This window comes from Halomonas sp. KHS3 (genome assembly GCF_000830495.1).
In the GTDB taxonomy this organism is placed as follows: domain Bacteria; phylum Pseudomonadota; class Gammaproteobacteria; order Pseudomonadales; family Halomonadaceae; genus Vreelandella; species Vreelandella titanicae.
In genome coordinates this window covers 19,870-37,336 of sequence record NZ_JWHY01000005.1, presented here as the reverse complement: position 1 = coordinate 37,336, position 17,467 = coordinate 19,870, and the positions used below count along the sequence as shown (strand labels likewise).

Genomic DNA, 17,467 nt, shown 5'->3' with positions numbered 1-17,467 from the left:
ATCCATGATCGTCAAGGTCATGCAGATATCTATGAGCGAGGGGGTTACGTGGAAGAGTACATTCTGTGGTTCGATCAGCTGGGCATGGCGGACGTCGAACGCGTAGGTGGTAAAAACGCCTCGCTGGGTGAAATGATTTCTAACCTGTCCGGTGCTGGCGTGACGGTTCCTGGCGGTTTTGCCACCACCGCCCACGCTTATCGTGAATTTCTCTCCCACGAAGGATTAAACGAGCGCATTAATGCCACCCTGGCCCGTCTGGACGTCGATGACGTTAAAGCGCTGGCTGAGGCGGGCCGCAATATACGCCAATGGATCATCGATACGCCGCTACCTCCTACCTTTGAATCGGCCCTGCGCGATGCCTACGGCCAGCTGCAGCAACAGCACCCGCAACTGAAAGTAGCCGTGCGCAGCTCAGCCACCGCGGAAGATCTACCCGACGCTTCCTTTGCAGGCCAACAGGAAACCTTCCTGAATATCGAAGGCTTCGACAATATCAAGCGTGCAGTGCACGAGGTTTTTGCCTCGCTGTTTAACGATCGTGCGATCTCCTACCGAGTGCACCGTGGCTACGCCCACGAAAATGTCGCCTTGTCGGCGGGCGTTCAGAAAATGGTGCGTTCAGAGACCGGTGCGGCAGGCGTTATGTTTACCCTGGACACCGAATCCGGCTTTAAAGACGCCGTTTTTGTCACTGGCTCCTGGGGCTTGGGCGAAACCGTGGTGCAGGGTGCAGTCAATCCCGACGAGTTCTACGTGCACAAGCCGACCCTGGCGGCGGGCCGCCCGGCGGTGCTGCGCCGTAATTTAGGTTCCAAGCTGATCAAGATGGTTTATGGGCAGGATGCCAGCGCCGGTAAATCGGTTGAGACCGTCGATGTGCCCCATGCCGACCGCGGCCGCTTCTGTATCAACGATCAGCAAGTGATGGATCTGGCCCGTCAGGCGATGACTATCGAGCAGCACTACCAGCGGCCCATGGATATTGAGTGGGCGTTAGATGGCGATGATGGTCGGCTTTACATCGTCCAGGCGCGTCCTGAAACGGTGGTCTCTCAGCAGGAGGGCGGTAAACTCGAGCGCTTCCAGCTGCGTGAAAAGGGTCGTACGTTAATAACCGGCCGAGCGATTGGTCAACGCATTGGCCGGGGTACCGTCAAAGTCGTGCTAAGCCCTGATGACATGGACAAGATCCATGATGGCGATATCCTGGTCACCGATATGACCGACCCGGATTGGGAGCCGATCATGAAACGTGCTTCCGCGATCGTCACCAATCGCGGTGGGCGTACCTGTCATGCGGCGATTATCGCCCGTGAGTTGGGTATTCCCGCTGTCGTTGGTTGTGGTGATGCGACTACCCAGTTAAAAGAGGGTATCGACGTCACGGTTTCTTGTGCGGAAGGCGACACCGGCAATGTGTATGAAGGGCTGTTGGAGTTTGACTGCAAAGTCTCCAGCGTCGATGCGATGCCGGAAATCCCCTTTAAAATTATGATGAATGTGGGCAACCCTGACCGCGCCTTTGGGTTTGCCAGTCTGCCTCACGCAGGCGTGGGTTTAGCGCGTTTGGAATTTATCATTAACCGCATGATCGGCGTCCACCCTAAAGCGCTGTTGGAGTACGACACGCTGCCGGTTGATTTACAGCAGGTGATCGATTTACGTACTGCGGGTTACACCGACCCGGTCAGCTTCTATGTCGATAAACTGGTTGAAGGTATCTCCACGCTAGCGGCAGCGTTTCATCCCCAGCGCGTCATCGTGCGGCTGTCCGACTTTAAATCCAACGAATACGAAAACCTGATTGGCGGCAAACTCTATGAGCCGGGGGAAGAGAACCCCATGCTCGGTTTCCGGGGTGCATCGCGCTACATTTCAGAGGCGTTCAGGCCCTGCTTTGAACTCGAGTGCCGAGCGCTCAAGCGGGTGCGTGAAGAGATGGGCTTCGAGAATATCGAAATCATGGTGCCCTTTGTGCGTACCACCGACGAAGCACGTGAGGTGGTAGAGCTGTTGGCGGCTAATGGCCTCGAACGTGGCGGCCCCACAGGGCTTAAAGTGATTATGATGTGCGAGCTGCCCGCCAACGCACTGCTGGCCGATGAGTTCCTTGAGTATTTTGATGGTTTCTCCATTGGCTCAAACGACCTGACCCAGCTAACGTTAGGTTTGGATCGTGATTCCGGCATCGTGGCGCATCTGTTTGACGAGCGTAATGGGGCGGTTAAAAAGCTCCTGGCCATGGCCATTCAAGCCTGTAAGGCGAAGGGCAAATATGTTGGTATCTGCGGACAGGGGCCGTCAGACCATCCTGACTTGGCTAAATGGTTGATGGAGCAGGGTATCGATTCTGTATCACTCAACCCCGATGCGGTGCTGGAAACCTGGTTTATGCTGGCAGGGCAAAAAATCGACTAATCGAGCCTACCCTAGTTTTTACTTTACGCCCGGCCATTGTGCCGGGCGTTGATGTTTTAATAGGCTACTCTTTTGGAGTGGTTTTTTAACTTGTCATGGAGAGCGCTGAGATGTCACCAAAATCGGTTAAGTTTGCGCTACCTGTTCTGCTGGTAGCGCCATTGTATAGTTGGGGGTTTAGCTATGAGACACCCGCCATTTCCCCTGAAAGCGAATCGGGCTATGAAGAGAAGCCCGGCTGGGAAGCCGAGTCATTTGCGGTGGCAGCAGCTAACCCGCTCGCCACCGATGCCGGTTACCAAGTACTTAAAGCCGGTGGTAACGCCATTGATGCGGCCATTGCGGTGCAGATGGTGTTGAACCTGGTTGAGCCTCAGTCCAGTGGTATTGGTGGTGGTGCTTTTTTGATGTACTTCGATGGCGATGAAGTGCGTGCCTACGATGGTCGTGAAACCGCGCCCCAAGGCGTTAACGGTGAGCTGTTTATGCAGGATGGCGAGCCGCTGGCATTTAATGAAGCAGTGGTTAGCGGCCTCTCAGTGGGAGTGCCAGGCACGCTGCGTATGCTTGAGAAAGCCCACGCTGAGCACGGTGAGCTGGCCTGGGAAGAGCTGTTTATCCCGGCAATCACCCTGGCCGAGGAGGGCTTTGAGGTTAGCAATCGGTTGCATACCAGCTTGGCTGGTGATGAGTTTCTGCGCCAAGACCCAGTAGCGAGCCAGTTTTATTATGATTCAGACGGTGAGCCTATCGCCGTTGGTGAAACGCTCAAAAACCCAGCGTTGGCAGCCGTTCTTCGCCGCGTCGCTGAGCAAGGCAGCGTCGCCTTGTACGAAGGAGCCGTGGCACAAGACATCGTTGAGCGCGTTCAGAACCACCCTGAGCGTCCAGGCAGTTTGACGCTTGAGGATATGAGTGGCTACCAGGCGCTTAACCGAGAACCGCTGTGTACGCCTTGGCAACAGTGGGAAGTATGTGGTTTCCCGCCACCCTCATCGGGTCATCTGACCGTGATGCAGATTTTAGGCATGCTTGATCAGCAGCCACTGCTTGAAGCCCCGTTAGACAGTGGTGCTGCAAGCAGTGGGTGGCTGCATCAATTCTTGGAAGCCTCACGCCTGGCCTTTGCGGATCGTGGCCGTTACATCGCCGATCCTGACTTTGTCGAGGCGCCGGGAGGCGATTGGTCATTGATGCTAGCCCCGGAATACTTGGAGCAGCGCAGTGCACTTATCGAAGAGATGAGCATGGGCGACAGCGCTGAACCGGGTAACCCTGGGGAGCTTGACGTGAGCTGGGCTAGCCAGCCCGAACAGCCCGAGTACGGTACTAGCCATATCAGTATTGTCGATGAGGAGGGCACCGCGGTGGCTATGACCACCACCATCGAGCAGGCGTTTGGCTCGCGAATTATGTCCGACGGTGGCACGGGGCTAGCGGGTGGTTTCCTGCTCAATAACGAGCTCACCGATTTTTCATTTACCCCTGAAGTGGATGGCGAGCCCGTAGCGAACCGGGTAGAGCCCGGCAAGCGTCCCCGCTCCAGCATGAGCCCGACCCTGGTATTTGATCAAGAAACCGGCGAGCTGGTAGCCAGCTTGGGCTCCCCAGGTGGCGCCGCCATTATTCATTACACCGCCCGTACATTAGTCGCACTGCGCGACTGGGGGTTAAGCGCTCAAGAGGCGCTCAACCTTCCCCATGCTATTACTTTGGGTGGGGATGTCTATGTGGAAGAGGGGCGTTTTCCTGAGGCAACCATAGAATCACTGCGTGAGCGTGGTCATACGGTCAGCGAGCGGGAGCTAACCAGCGGCCTTCAGGCCATTATGCGCCTTGAAGATGGCACTCTGTTTGGTGGTGCTGACCCTCGGCGCGAAGGGGTGGTAATGGGCGATTAGTCCAACCTCTATTGGCGAAGCCAGTTGCGCAGCTTCACTAGCATTAGTGCACCGTCGCTTAATTCGCGGCGGACTTGAATAAGTTCGTTTAAACGATCTGGGTAGTCGGTGATAATCGCATCGACCCCCAGATCAATCAGCGTTGACATACGAGCTCGGTCATTGACGGTCCAGGCGTGTATTTCGTAACCATATAGTCGCGCTAAGCGAACTTCCCCTTCCGTGATGCGGTTATGGCGTAGCCCAAGGGCATCAAAGTCACGCCGGTTTAGCGTGCCGGGCAGTATAAGCTGGGCCAGTAAGGTAACGCGCAATTCAGGTGCTTGGGCTTTGATATGTTTAAGTAATGATGGGGACATGGTAGCCATGCGCATATCCATTAGCGCATTGGGAAAACCGCACGCTGTATAGCCGTCAAAAGCGCTTTGTTGGGTTGCCCAGCAGCGATAGCGCACGTCACTCTCTGCATTCAAAGTCTCGATAACGGCATCGGCTAGCGCCTGTTCTTGCCCCGGCAGAGGCTTGATGTCGATCATTAGTCCGGCTTTTCCGCGCACTCTTTGCAGCGCTTCATCCAAGCCTGGAATGTTCTCACCTTGATAAGCATCACCAAACCAGCTTCCTACATCGAATTGGCTGAGTTCTTCTCTGGTTAGCTCGCCAAACTCACGAGGATCGCCGGTTAGCCGCGCCATGCTGCGATCGTGGTAAAGCATAACCTGTTGGTCACGGCTCAAGCGTACGTCTATTTCGATATAGTCGGCGCCATCAAGTAGTGACTGCTCCAGCGCGGCAAGGGTATTTTCGGGGGCCTCCATGGAGCTTCCACGGTGGGCAATCACCGCGACGTTGTCATGTATCTCAAAGCTATTGAGTATCCACCATGCTTGAAGGCCGGCAAAAATGAGTACGCTAAGCTCTACCGCCCAGGCCAGTTTGCCTGCATTAAAATCCTCCGGTGGCGGTGCGGGTCGAGCTTCTCTGTGGGCCAGCTGCATATAGAGGCAGGCGGAAAGCAGCGCATTGGTGGCAATACCGATGAAGGTAATGGCCAGGGTGATCAGCACATAGCCGAGTAAGTAGGCCAGCATGGCTGGGATGAGCACGGCATTATGCTCAGGCAGCCACCACAGAAGTGGCGTGAATAGGCGGTCAAAGAGCAGTGTCACCAGTAGCGGCAGGCTAACGATCACGACCAATAGCAGAAGTACCGCAGCGCCAATGGAGCGGCGCCAGCCGCGGGTTAAGCTAACGCTTCGTTTAAGTGCCTGCCAGGGGTTACAGCTTTCCAACGCAACGAGGGGGAGCGCCAATAGCCAGCGCAGGTAGAGCCATGACGCTACCCATACCCAGGCAATAATCAGTGGCAGCGCGCACGCCATGAAATACCACAGTGCAGGGGGACGCACGCGCTGAAGATAGTAGGGGTCTATACCACTCAGCCAGAAATCGTAAAGCCACGCGAGCCCAGCCATAAAGGGCACGAGCAGTAGTAAGTGGGTGCCTACCTGGAGTATGACAAGACCCGCGAGGGCAGGTAGCCGACGGGTGCTTAGCCAGAGTGCTTCAAGGGCCAGCCGATAGTGATTGTCACGGGGCCTGACGGCGACCTGCAGCATGCCTGCCTGCTGCCAGTAAATAATCAAAAAAGCGAACCCAAGCCCTACCAGCATGCCTACCAAACCCAGCGGGCTAAACAGTAGTGCGATCAATTCATCGTTGGTGACCACTGTACGGTTGAGTTGGGCAAGCAGCCAGCGTGTCATCCAGGTGATCGCTGGCAGCAGCAAGGCTGAGGCAAGCAGGGTAAAAAACAGGTGGTAGGCGATCAGTGGGCGAAGATGATCGCGCAGCGTGCGTAGTAAGGCAGAGCCAAGGTAGGTCAAAGGCTGCATCGTCATTAAACGGTAAGAATGAGCCACCAGGGTGGCAGTAACCGCCACACCTGGCAAGAGGCTCTTTTAAGACAAATTTAATGACTACGGAGGTCTTTGTTAGGAAAGTGGCAGCTCTTGCTCGGCAACAATAATGCCGTTGTTATCTGCATACAGCCACTGTCCAGGCTGAAGAGTAACACCAGCAAAGGTGACGTCAATATCGCGTTGTCCTTCGCCGCGTTTTTCGCTTTTGCGCGGATGGCTGCCTAGCGCCTGAACGCCAATCGGCAGGGCGGCGAGTATATCCACATCGCGCACGCAGCCGTACATAACGATCCCTGCCCAGCCGTTGGCGACGGCCTGCTCGGCGAGCATATCCCCCAGCATGGCGCAGCGGTGCGAACCACCCGCATCCACCACCAGCACCGCGCCGTTACCCGGCTCGGCAACGGCCTGTTTCACCATGGAGTTATCTTCAAAGCATTTGATTGTACGAATAGGGCCATAGAAAGCTTCAAGCCCGCCAAAATTGGCAAATAACGGGTCAAGCACCGCAACCTCTGGATGCGCATCGCAGAGATCGGGCGTCACTATATCAATCGACTTCGTCATCACAAGCTCCTAAGGGTAAACACTGTTGGATTACCGGACAGTTTAGAAAGGTAGAGCATAAAAAAACGCCCCGCCCTGTAAAACAGTGGCGGGGCGTTCGGTCATCGACTCAGAAAATGCAACGTGTCACATCTTCTGCGATGGTGCGAGCATCGGCGATGGGGCGGTCTATCTCAAGTGCTTAACAAGCGTTAGGCTTCTTGAGCGACCGGAATCACGTTTGAGGCTATCTTTTGATACTCCTCAATCTCGTGAAAGTTCATATAACGATAAATCTCGCCCGCCATAGCGTCAAACTCACCCATATAGCGTTGATACTCTTCAACGCTGGGTAGGCGTCCTTCTACTGCGGCAACGGCCGCCAGTTCCGCAGAGGCGAGGTACACATTGGCACCGTCACCCAAACGGTTCGGGAAGTTACGTGTAGACGTAGACACCACGGTGCTCTTAGCGGCAACGCGGGCCTGGTTACCCATACACAATGAACAACCCGGCATCTCCATACGGGCACCGGCACGGCCATAAATACCGTAGTAGCCCTCTTCGGTCAGCTGATGCTGATCCATTTTCGTCGGTGGTGCCAGCCACAGCCGGGTTTTTAAGCTACCGGCAGGCTGCTTCTCAAGCAGTTTGCCAGCAGCCCGGAAGTGGCCGATGTTGGTCATGCATGAACCGATAAAGACTTCGTCGATTTTCTGGCCAGCGACTTCAGACAGCAGGCGCGCATCGTCCGGGTCATTCGGTGCACAAAGAACCGGCTCTTTAATTTCAGCCAGATCAATTTCGATAACTTCGGTGTACTCGGCATCCTGGTCGGCACGCATCAAGCTGGGGTTGGCCAGCCACGCTTCCATGCCTTCAATACGACGGCTAATGGTGCGTTCATCGCCATAACCGTTGCCCATCATCCACTTCAACAGGGTGATGTTGGACTTCAAGTACTCGGCAACGCTCTCTTCAGACAGCGTAATGGTACAGCCAGCGGCGGAGCGCTCGGCGGATGCATCAGAAAGCTCGAAGGCTTGCTCAACGGTTAAATCTTCAAGTCCTTCGATTTCCAACACACGCCCGGAGAAGGCATTTTTCTTGTTGGATTTATCAACGGTCAGCAAGCCTTGCTTGATGGCGTAGAGCGGAATAGCGTGAACCAAATCGCGTAGCGTAACACCAGGCTGGCGCTTGCCCTTGAAGCGAACCAGTACCGACTCCGGCATATCCAGCGGCATAACGCCGGTGGCCGCGGCAAACGCTACCAGGCCTGAACCCGCCGGGAATGAGATGCCGAGCGGGAAACGGGTGTGCGAGTCACCGCCGGTGCCCACCGTATCAGGCAGCAGCATGCGGTTGAGCCAGCTGTGGATGATACCGTCACCGGGGCGCAGCGAAACGCCGCCACGGTTCATGATGAAGTCGGGCAGGGTGTGGTGAGTATCCACATCTACGGGCTTCGGATAAGCCGCGGTGTGGCAGAACGACTGCATGACTAGGTCGGCTTGGAAGCCCAGGCAGGCAAGGTCTTTCAGCTCATCACGGGTCATCGGGCCGGTGGTGTCTTGCGAGCCAACGGTAGTCATCTTGGGCTCGCAGTACATGCCGGGACGAACGCCCTCTAAACCGCACGCTTTACCGACCATTTTCTGCGCTAAGGTGAAGCCTTTGCTGGTATCTTTAGGCTGGTCAGGTAGGCGGAAAACGTCAGAGGTGGGCAGGCCCAGTGACTCACGCGCCTTGCCAGTCAAACCACGGCCAATGATCAGGGGAATACGGCCGCCAGCGCGTACTTCATCCAGAATCAGCTGCGTTTTAAGCTCGAAGGTGGTGATTACCTCGTCGCTATCGTGCTTGCACACTTTACCTGCGTAGGGGTAAACATCGATGACATCGCCCATATTCAGGTTGGTGACGTCCATCTCAATCGGCAAGGCGCCCGAATCTTCCATGGTGTTAAAGAAAATAGGCGCAATTTTACTACCAAAGCAGAAACCGCCAGCGCGCTTGTTAGGAGCGTAGGGGATATCGTCGCCGAAGAACCACAGTACCGAGTTAGTGGCTGACTTACGCGATGAGCCGGTGCCGACCACGTCGCCTACATAAACGACGGGAAAGCCTTTGGCTTTAACGTCTTCGATCTGCTTGAGCGGGCCAGTGGTACCTGGAACCACTGGCTCAATGCCGTCGCGCTCGTTTTTGAGCATGGCGTTGGCATGGAGCGGAATATCCGGACGTGACCAGGCATCCGGCGCGGGAGACAGGTCATCGGTATTGGTTTCGCCCGGGACTTTAAACACGCTCAAGGTGATTTTTTCAGCCAGTGCCGGCTTAGACAGGAACCACTCGGCGTCTGCCCAGGACTGAATAACCTCTTTAGCGACGCTGTTGCCGTTCTTGGCGCGGCTTTCCACATCATGGAAGGCGTCGAACATCAGCAGTGTGTGCTTGAGCTGCTCGCCTGCTTCTCGGGCAAGCTCCTCGTTATCGAGTAGCTCTACCATTGAAACGATGTTGTAGCCACCCTGCATGGTACCCAGTAGCTTGACGGCGTGAATCTTGTCGATCAGCGGAGAGCTCGCTTCACCTTTCGCAATGGCGGTAAGAAAGCCTGCTTTTACATAAGCTGCCTCGTCAACGCCCGGCGGAACGCGGTTGGTGATTAAGTCGAGGATAAACTCCTCTTCACCGGCCGGTGGCGTCTTCAGCAGCTCAACCAGTAAGGCTACTTGTTCGGCGTTTAGGGGTTTGGGCGGGACGCCCTCAGCTGCACGTTCCTCGACATGTTGGCGGTAAGCTTCAAGCACGTTGGGGCCCTCTCATTCACGTTTCATTTACTTTATGGTGATGGCCTGCACGGTGCACGGTGGTGGCCGCGCAGTGGGTGTAGAGTGGAGCCGATCACATATGACATACGCTTGACAAACAGCGTGTGGTTGGATGGCTGCGATTCTACGGCAAACTGTCGACAATGTTAAGCTGGCAAGCAAAGACGACTCTTGTACTTTATGTTGATACCTTGATTTAAACGGATCAAAAAAACGCTTTTTATTAGCCTATTGGCGTAAAAACAGGAAAGTTTTTTCCCCATTTACGGGCTAACCACAGGTTGTGCAGGTGTGATTGTCGTTACAGCGCGTTACCATAGTCCTCACTTTATGACCTTAGCGCTATCTAACTGCTGTGGTACTTACGTAAGCGAGCTGATTAAAAGTGTGTGGAGCATTTTTAAGCGCGCAACTACATTAGTAATAAGCGATTCAGGGTATGAAGAACGCAATTCAACAGGGAACTGTAAGCGCCTTGCGCGCTTATATGTTGTACAATAGTGAGATATAAGCTCGGTAATGGTGTTATGTTGATACAACCCGGTACACTTCCGCCCTCTAAACAAAAGAATGCCTTACAAACGGCTGATCATGCGGTGAAAGCGGATGATCTGCTGCCGGAAAGTTTGCACCAGTTTTTGGCCTGTGCAACACCTGAGGCGTGGCTGCAATGGGCGTTAGAGAATCCTGAAACGCTGCTGGTCGACCACGCTCAGTGTGAAAAAAAAGCCGCTTCCACCGCCATGAGTTTGCTCTATCGCTACGTTGATCAGCCACTTCTGCTAAGCAAAATGTCGCAATTGGCGCGCGAAGAGTTGCTCCATTTCGAGCAAGTGGTTGCGCTCATGGAGACGCGTGGGGTGACCTACCAACACTTGACCGCTTCACGCTACGCGGAAGGCCTTAGGCGACACCTGCGCAGCAATGATCCCGAACGGTTAATCGATGTGCTCATCATTGGCGCCCTTATCGAAGCGCGTAGCTGCGAACGATTCGCTTGCTTGATTCCGTATTTAGATGAAGAGCTCGCCAAGTTTTATCGCACCCTGGTGAAGTCAGAAGGCCGTCACTTTGAGGACTACCTATTACTGGCTCGCCAGCAGACATCGGGCTCTATTGATGAGCGGATCGCTTTTTTTGTAGCGCGTGAAGCGGAGCTGATTACTACGCCCGATACGGCTTTTCGTTTCCATAGCGGTGTGCCAGCTTAACCCGCTTAGCCCGGCAGGATGTTTATCATGCGCGATGCTCGTGAGACAGACCAGTTAACTCTCTTTGGTCACTTTTCGCTTACCCAGGGCGAAGACGTATTAACCCACTTTAGCTACGACAAAGTGAAGGCGCTGCTCGTTTATCTGCTGCTGCATCGTCAGCCGGTTAATCGCGCCGCGCTGGCGGAACTGCTGTGGCCTGACCAAGGGTTATCCTCAGGCAGAACTAACCTGCGTCACGCGCTGCACTGTTTACGCCAGTCGTTGGGGGAGAGCGCCGACCAAGTATTAAGCGTCTCCCGGCAAACGATTGCCTTCCAGCTTCCGGCCAATTGGAAAGTCGACCTGCATACACTGCAACAGCTGCTTGAAGGGCCGCGCGACTTGGATACCCTGGAAGCACTGATGACCTGTTACCAAGGTGACCTGATCGAAGAACTTCAATTGGCCACCTGTAGTGAGTTTCAGCGCTGGTTAGTCCAGGTGCGCAATGAGTGGCGCCAGCGCGTCATTCGTTTTGCTGAACAAGTACTCGAAGCACATACCGATGTGCCTGATCTGATCCTGGAAACACTGGTGAGTCGCTTTTCCGGCTATGGCCCGTTTCATGAGCGCTTGGTTCGCCAACTGGCTGAACAGAATCAAATGGCCGCCGCGCACGAGCAGTATAATAGCTACTTGCAGCTATTGGCGTTGTCAGGCCAGCAGCCTGAACCTAGCTTCTTACAGTTGGCAAGCTACTGGTCTGACGGCCACCATGACCCGCGCATGATGAGTCCCCAGGGCGCGTTTTCCCGCGCGCTGGCGGCAGACAGTAAACCGCTGCGTGAAGATGAGATTGAGCTGCGCCAACTTTCCGTGATGGCTATCCGGCTGCGCCTGAAAGGGGAGTGGCAAGACCGAGCCGCGACCCGACATTGCCTCACTCTGCAGTTAGAGCTGTTGCGATGGCTAGAGCAGCAGTGCCATCACTTGGGCGGCTTCTGGCTGCCTGGCGCCACTGGCGGCTTGGGGCTGGCGTGTTTCGGTACCCATGGGCCTGCTCACCAACTGGCTGAGTTAGTGGCGCTCTATGAGCACTGCCGTCAGGCGCTTCCCCAGGAGAGTGCTCGCCATTGGTCTGGCGAAGGCGAAGTGCCGCAATTTGAGTTAGCTGCTGGTTTGCACAGTGGGCAAGTCGTCTACTTGCCCGAGCGGCAATTGGCGGATCCGCTGGGGCAAGTCACCCAAACCTCGCTGGAGCTAATGAGCGCAGCTGAAGGCAGTGAGCTGGTTATCTCACAAGAAGCCAGTCAGCACATGCCGCCCGCGCTTGATCTACAGCCACGCTTGGTATCGCGTTTGGTGGCTAGCGACGGTCGCGTTCGACTGCGCGCTTTAGTGCTGGGCCTAAACGAAGGCGGTCGCGATGCACTGCCGCCTAGCCTGGTCGGGCGTGAAACCTCGCTGCGTACGCTGCGCGACGCGTTGGCGCGGGCAGGTATAGGTTTGCGTCAAAGCGTGTTAGTTCGCGGGGCATCTGGCATGGGAAAATCGGCGCTGATGGTCGGTTTCCGCCAGTTAGAACTTAGTCGCGATGCGGCAATTTGCTGGCAGCCCACCACGAGACTGTCGGTGCTAGATCCCTACGGCGTTGCCCGGACTCTGGTGGGCTGGTATCTCAAGCAACCGCTGACTATCGAGGCGATTCACGAGCTACAGGCAACGCTTGAGTTTGACCAGCTTACGCCCGAGCGTCAGCACCTGTTGGAAGAGGCGCTTGGGGTGCACGAAGTTCAGGAGATCACCCAGCTTGCCCAAAGCGGTGAAGCCGTTGAATTGGTGGTGATGTTGCTGCACCGCTTAATCGAGCGCCAGGCGACCACTCATACCCTGGTGCTGATGGTCGATGATTTACAGTGGCTTGATGAGCCGTCGTTTAAAGTGCTCGCGGGGCTGCAGGCACGTTTACCTATCAATACCGCCTTTATGTTGGTGGCTAGCCACCACGGCCGAGAACTGCTGCCGGTGAAGCTGCATTGGGATCAGCAGATTAGTTTGGGGAATCTGGATCCGCAGCAGTCTTCACGGCTATTGTCACAGCTGTCACGGCGCTACCGCATTCATTTGAGCCCACGGTTACGTAACCAGATTATTGAGCGCTGCGATGGCGTGCCGCTCTATATGCAGGAAATTTGTCGGCGTCTGGATATGGATCGTCGCGAAGGGCGTAGTGTCCAGTTCGATGAACTGCCCAAAGGATTGTTAGGGTTGCTGGCAAGCCGTATTGATCAGCTTGAGGGTGACCGCGAAATTGCCCACGTAGCGGCAGTGCTGGGTAAGCGTTTCCGGTTGGATTTCCTACTGGAGTGTAGCGGCTGGGAAAAAGGGCGACTTAACCAGGCGCTCGAACATATGCGGGCGCTGGAGATTGTCGAGCCGGTCGATAAAGAGAGCGGCGAGCACGAATATCAGTTTAGCCACCAGTTGCTGCAAGAAGCTGCCTACCTTTCTTGCCCGCGGGATGTGCGGGTCAAGCTGCACCAACAGGTAGTGACCCTAATAGAGGAGCGCTTCCCTGTCTGGATTAGTCGCCACCCCGGCGATTTTGCCACTCACCTGCGCCGGAGCGGTCATTATGCCCGTGGTGCACGCTATTTCGAATTGGCCGCCCGTGAAGCGCTCAAGGTAAGCGCCAACCGAACCGCGCTACGCATGGCCGATTTCGGTTTGGCGAGCTTGCGCCACGTTGAGCATGAGATTGAGCGTGAAGTAAGTCTGCTCACCGTGCGTGGTCAGGCGGCGTTCTCACTTGAGGGCCACGGCTCGCCTACCGCTCACGAAAGCTTTGTGCGTGCGAGGGAACTGCTGCGCGAATCGGGTACCGATAGATTGGAGGATCCAGAAGATCTTGAGCAGATATTCCTAGTCAAATGGGGGCTTTGGGTGGGGCGTAGCCAGCGCTATGCTCATGCCGATGCCTTTGCACTGGCGTCGACGCTCGCTGATCTTGCTTCACGCCTTGAAGACCCTCGCTATCGTCGGTTGGCCGATTATGCCCGGGCCAACTGTGAGTACTGGGCGGGTCGCATTCAGCAGGCTCACGACCATTTAGATGAAATCGATCCGCTCAATGCGCAAATGATGATCGAGTGGCTACCGTTCTCTGATCATCCACAAGTTTCAGCCGCCTGCTTTCAGGGCTGGGCGCTCTGCCTGCGTGGTGATTATCAGCGTGCCGAGCGGCAAGTTTCGGCGGCGATTCGGCTGGCGGAGAAGATTGCTCACCCCGGTACCTTGGCGCTGGCGCTGCTATTTGCCGCTGCGCTCTATCGTCAGCTAGGCCACGTCCATTTGGCCGCGCGGCATGCGGAGCGGGCGGCGGCAATGACCGGAACGCCCGATTTACAGCTGTGGCAAATATCCAGCCAGTGTATTCTTGGTTGGCAACGAGCTTTGGCTGGTGATACTACCGGGTTGACTCAGTTACGCGAGAGCCTGGATCAGATGGCGGAGCTGAACGGCCGTGACCGCTACCAGCGGCCGGTGCTGTGGTACTCGGATGCCTGCATTGAACTAGGCGAGTTAAATGCCGCAGAGGAGTACCTCGATCAGTGCTTGGTGATTGCCCGTGAGCGTACCACGCTATTTTTGCCCGAATTAGCCACCCAACTGGCTAAAGTGCGTGATCTGCTTGGACACCCCGCCAATGAAGTCAAGGCATTGGCTGAGATGGCGATAAACCAGTCCCGCGAGCACGGCAATCGCCACCAGGAGCTAGCGGCCCTTGAACTATGGCTGACGCGTATTGAGCCCAACGACCAGCAGGCGAAAGAGAGTTTTAGGCAGTTATTGAGCGAAGTCAGCCACAGCGATGCGCCGGTGCTAACCCGTTGGATCAGCTTGTTGGATCGCCGTTTGCCTCGGCCGGTAGGCGCTGAAGGTTGATAAGCTAAAGCAGGGTGCTCTTTAACGGGTGTCCTGCTCCAGCCACGTCAAGGTGGCGAGCGCCTCTTCCCGGTTCTCGCCGCACACACTAGCGTCAAAGTTAAACCGCTCGCAGACCCTGGGGCGGCTCGGATCCCCGAACAAACGGCACAGGTTATCCTCGTCTAACTGCACGCAGCGAACGCCCGCCGGCTTGCCCTCAGGCATGCCGGGGATAGCTGAGCTAATTGAAGGCGCGATGCAGCAGGCGCCACACCCCGCACGACACCCTTCACTCATAGCCTAGCACTTGGACTAGGTGAACATACGGCAATCGCGCCCTTGTTGATGCCCTCAAAGGCCTGGATACGCGTGGTTACGCCGCTTTGCGTGGCAACCTCTTTTGCCAGCCAGGCGGCGATATTTTCTACCGTGGTGGGGCCGGGGAGGACTGCGCATAGCGACTGTGGCAGCGTAATGGAGAAATCACCTTGGGCGGCGCGATAGCCGCAGGTAAGGAAATCGTTATCCCGTGAGGTGATATCCGCCTCTTCAAGCAGGTAGCGATTTTCCAGCCATGCGGCCCACTGTTGTTCGAGCGTAGGTTGACGCAGCTCTTGCTGAAAGATGTGTAGCCGTGAACGGTGGCCGTGAGCGATACGCTGGCAGTTGCCTAAATGGCGCTTCAGGCCGTGCGAGTAGCCATAGGCAGCGCCATCGACGGCCTCGTCGCTAAGCGTAAGGGTAACCTGATGGACATTCTCAGGCCGTTCTTCAGTCAGCTGCTGACTTAAGTGCTCCGCGACCGTGTCAAGCTCAATGGTTTGCCACGGCAGCAGGCTAAACGCCTCCTTGGGGCCGCGCACTTCCATCGGATAGGGCGTGGTGGTTCGCACGCACACACCTTCGGGGCACTCCGTCACCGTGACCCCAGGCGCCTGAGTAGGTACCAGCAGAGTATGATCGAGGCCGCTGTCTAGCGTGCGCTTGATCCACGGCTTGACTTCACCAAAATCGAACAGCATACCATCTTCGCCCAGCTCGCCATCCAGCACTGCGTCCACCTGCCAGCTGCAGCCTACTAGGCCGCGCTCGGAACACCAAAGGGAAACGTCAATATGGGTCAGTTGGTTCACGAATAGGGACATTAATCAAAACCTGCTAATTTGTGCATTTGTAGCGATAGGCGCCACTGGGGGTTAGCCATGCAGTAGGCGGTCGCTTCAGCAACGGTGGTCTTATCCTGATTGAGAGGGGCAAGATCCATCGGCTGTAGAAAGAAGTGGCGAAACCCTAGGCCTGAAAACTGCTCCGGGGGAGCGTCCACCTGAGGGTAGACAAGCTTTAACTCGTCGCCTTGGGTAATGGCTAGCGGATTGCTACCCTTAGGGCTGACACATAGCCAGTCAATACCTGGTGGCGGAGCCAGCGTACCGTTGGTCTCGACGGCCACCTCAAACCCATGGCTATGCAGTGTGGCAATCAGCGCTGCGTCAAGCTGCAGCAGCGGCTCGCCGCCGGTAAACACCACATAGGGCGTCGCGTGCGACTTGGCGTCACCGAGTTGGCTGGGCCAGAGCCCGGCAATGTGTTCAGCAAGGGCGGTAGCAGTAGCAAACTTGCCGCCATTGATGCCGTTAGTGCCAATAAAGTCAGTATCGCAAAAGGTGCATTTAGCCGTCGCCCGATCAATTTCACGGCCCGACCACAGATTGCAGCCGCTGAAACGACAGAAAACGCTCGCTCTGCCCGCTTGAGCACCTTCCCCCTGGAGGGTGTAAAAGGCTTCTTTGACCTGATACATCAGCGCTGACCTACTGCGCTGTCTACGCTGTAAGCCAATGGATCGGTAACACCGTTGGCGGCAAAGGCGTCCAGCCGCTCGCGGCAGCTGCCGCATACGCCGCAGGCAAGTTCACGGCCTTCGTAGCAGGTCCAGGTATGGCGGTAATCCAATCCCATTGCCAAGCCTTCACGCAGTATGTCGGCCTTGCTTACTTTGAGATAAGGGGCGTGTAGCTTCACTGGCTCGAAGTTGGCGATGCCCGCGACATGGTTCATTGCCTCGACGAATTCGGGGCGGCAGTCGGGGTAGAGAATGTGGTCGCCGCCATGGGCACCGTAGTCGACTCGTTCTGCGCCAATGTTCACAGCCTTGGCAATCGCCAGGGAGAGCAAGATCATATTGCGATTGGGTACGACGGTAGCGCGCAGGTTGTCCGCATCATAGTCGCCCTGGGGCATTGCTTGGTCTGGATTGGTGAGCGCCGAATGATCAATCAGGCCGTGTATGGCGCGAATATCGACTACTTGATGGGGTAGCCCCAGCGAGGCGCACACTTGGCGTGCAGTGTCGAGTTCGCGAGCATGCCGCTGACCATAGTCAAACGAAAGCGCGTGTACGCTAAGCCCTTCTCGCAGCGCGCGATGAAGCACGGTAAAAGAGTCCATTCCACCGGAATAGATAACGACGGTTGTGGTGGCTGTATCAGCCGCCACTGGGGGTATTGATGACATGAGAAAACACTCTTTGTCGGAGAATTTATTAATCGCGAGCAGCGTTTAGCTGACGCGGCGTTCCGGGGTCCGGTCCGGAAGGGCGGCAGTTTACGCAATAGCCGTTAGTCTGACCAGTTCTAGCGCTGACCATGTACCTGGTTGAAGTAAAAAAGTGCGTAGGCGGGCAGCATGAATATCAACATGCTACGCTATCCATCCAT

General features: G+C 56.0%; 11 protein-coding genes. 4 read left to right on the top strand and 7 right to left on the bottom strand.

The features are described 5' to 3' along the window. Positions 1 to 48 precede the first annotated feature (48 nt). Together ppsA and ggt are read left to right on the top strand one after the other, a co-directional pair. Positions 49 to 2,424 carry a phosphoenolpyruvate synthase gene (gene ppsA, locus RO22_RS13270; RefSeq protein ID WP_027957454.1) on the top strand — a complete coding sequence of 792 codons (2,376 nt, stop codon included), beginning with the start codon at positions 49 to 51 and terminating at the stop codon, positions 2,422 to 2,424. Positions 2,425 to 2,534: 110 nt separating this feature from the next. After that, positions 2,535 to 4,325: a gamma-glutamyltransferase gene (gene ggt, locus RO22_RS13265; RefSeq protein ID WP_041158501.1), complete on the top strand. Its 1,791-nt coding sequence runs from the start codon at positions 2,535 to 2,537 to the stop codon at positions 4,323 to 4,325. 8 nt (positions 4,326 to 4,333) lie between these two features. On the opposite strand, the gene RO22_RS13260 is transcribed toward ggt, so the two are convergent. The 3 genes from RO22_RS13260 to acnB form a co-directional block, all read right to left on the bottom strand. Continuing rightward, complete coding sequence (locus RO22_RS13260; protein ID WP_041158500.1) at positions 4,334 to 6,277, bottom strand: glycerophosphodiester phosphodiesterase family protein; 1,944 nt, start codon at positions 6,275 to 6,277, stop codon at positions 4,334 to 4,336. 42 nt (positions 6,278 to 6,319) lie between these two features. After that, on the bottom strand, positions 6,320 to 6,814 hold the full coding sequence (rraA, locus tag RO22_RS13255; RefSeq protein ID WP_022523259.1) for a ribonuclease E activity regulator RraA: 495 nt from the start codon (positions 6,812 to 6,814) through the stop codon (positions 6,320 to 6,322). A gap of 191 nt (positions 6,815 to 7,005) precedes the next feature. Beyond that, positions 7,006 to 9,609 (bottom strand): bifunctional aconitate hydratase 2/2-methylisocitrate dehydratase, encoded by a 2,604-nt coding sequence (gene acnB, locus RO22_RS13250; protein WP_009286917.1) that lies wholly within the window; start codon positions 9,607 to 9,609, stop codon positions 7,006 to 7,008. 548 nt (positions 9,610 to 10,157) lie between these two features. Here acnB and RO22_RS13245 point away from each other — a divergent pair. Together RO22_RS13245 and RO22_RS13240 are read left to right on the top strand one after the other, a co-directional pair. Continuing rightward, positions 10,158 to 10,841 carry a tRNA-(ms[2]io[6]A)-hydroxylase gene (locus RO22_RS13245; protein WP_041158499.1) on the top strand — a complete coding sequence of 228 codons (684 nt, stop codon included), beginning with the start codon at positions 10,158 to 10,160 and terminating at the stop codon, positions 10,839 to 10,841. 27 nt (positions 10,842 to 10,868) lie between these two features. Next, positions 10,869 to 14,768 (top strand): AAA family ATPase, encoded by a 3,900-nt coding sequence (locus tag RO22_RS13240; protein WP_027957451.1) that lies wholly within the window; start codon positions 10,869 to 10,871, stop codon positions 14,766 to 14,768. Between the two features lie 21 nt (positions 14,769 to 14,789). On the opposite strand, the gene RO22_RS13235 is transcribed toward RO22_RS13240, so the two are convergent. Genes RO22_RS13235 through queC form a run of 4 tightly spaced genes read right to left on the bottom strand, consistent with a single transcriptional unit; the run spans position 14,790 to position 17,264 of the window. Continuing rightward, on the bottom strand, positions 14,790 to 15,047 hold the full coding sequence (locus RO22_RS13235; RefSeq protein ID WP_022523263.1) for a YkgJ family cysteine cluster protein: 258 nt from the start codon (positions 15,045 to 15,047) through the stop codon (positions 14,790 to 14,792). Further along, a complete protein-coding gene (locus tag RO22_RS13230; protein WP_022523264.1) occupies positions 15,044 to 15,895 on the bottom strand; it encodes a 6-carboxytetrahydropterin synthase in 852 nt (283 codons plus the stop codon). Before RO22_RS13230 ends, RO22_RS13235 begins: the two co-directional genes overlap by 4 nt. Beyond that, positions 15,895 to 16,551, bottom strand: a complete 657-nt coding sequence (gene queE / locus RO22_RS13225) for a 7-carboxy-7-deazaguanine synthase (protein ID WP_022523265.1) — start codon at positions 16,549 to 16,551, stop codon at positions 15,895 to 15,897. The genes RO22_RS13230 and queE overlap by 1 nt, the downstream gene beginning before the upstream one ends. Next, on the bottom strand, positions 16,551 to 17,264 hold the full coding sequence (queC, locus tag RO22_RS13220) for a 7-cyano-7-deazaguanine synthase QueC (RefSeq protein WP_022523266.1): 714 nt from the start codon (positions 17,262 to 17,264) through the stop codon (positions 16,551 to 16,553). The genes queE and queC overlap by 1 nt, the downstream gene beginning before the upstream one ends. Between the last annotated feature and the right edge of the window lie 203 nt (positions 17,265 to 17,467).